Below are 610 nucleotides of genomic sequence, written 5' to 3'. Positions count from 1 at the left end.
GTATTACAGTAAAGACCCAAGCCAGGTGCATTATTGGAGTGAAACTGACAGAGTGGATTACTTAGAAAGAATAAAAATAGATTTAGCAGAATATTTACCGAGCAGAGGAGATGAATGATATGGATGAATTAAAGACAAAATATACATTTTGGAAATTAATAAATCAATATGATATCGAGATACCAATAATGCAAAGAGATTTTGCACAGGGCAGAATCAATGAGAAAACAAATGCCATCAGGGAAGGACTGCTTGATAGTTTATTCCGTTCTATTGATGATGAGTGCAATATTGATTTCGACTTTGTATATGGAACTGTTCAGTATGAAAAACTTTTTCCTTTGGATGGTCAGCAAAGACTAACAACGTTATTCTTGCTTCACTGGTATATAGCGATGAAAGAAGGAAAGTTGACAGATGAAGTATCGGAAATTCTTGATAAATTTACATATTCAACAAGAATCAGTTCAAGAGAATTTTGCCATGCATTAGTAAATTTTGATTTTGATTTGGAGGCAGATACAAAAGTCTCAGAAGTAATTAAAAATTCAAATTGGTATTTCCGATCATGGGATAAAGACCCGACAATTAAAGCAATGATTGTTATGAT

The 610-nt window shown here is 32.8% G+C and carries 1 protein-coding gene; it reads left to right on the top strand.

What is annotated here, in order from left to right:
* Positions 1 to 119: 119 nt before the first annotated feature.
* Positions 120 to 610, top strand: a 491-nt coding sequence (locus KPL50_RS26720) for a DUF262 domain-containing protein (RefSeq protein WP_216301480.1), incomplete at its 3' end; no start/stop codon positions are given.

It is taken from the genome of Clostridium sp. CF012 (assembly GCF_018861755.1).
Classification (GTDB): domain Bacteria; phylum Bacillota; class Clostridia; order Clostridiales; family Clostridiaceae; genus Clostridium_AD.
This window is presented reverse-complemented; position numbering and strand designations above follow the sequence as displayed.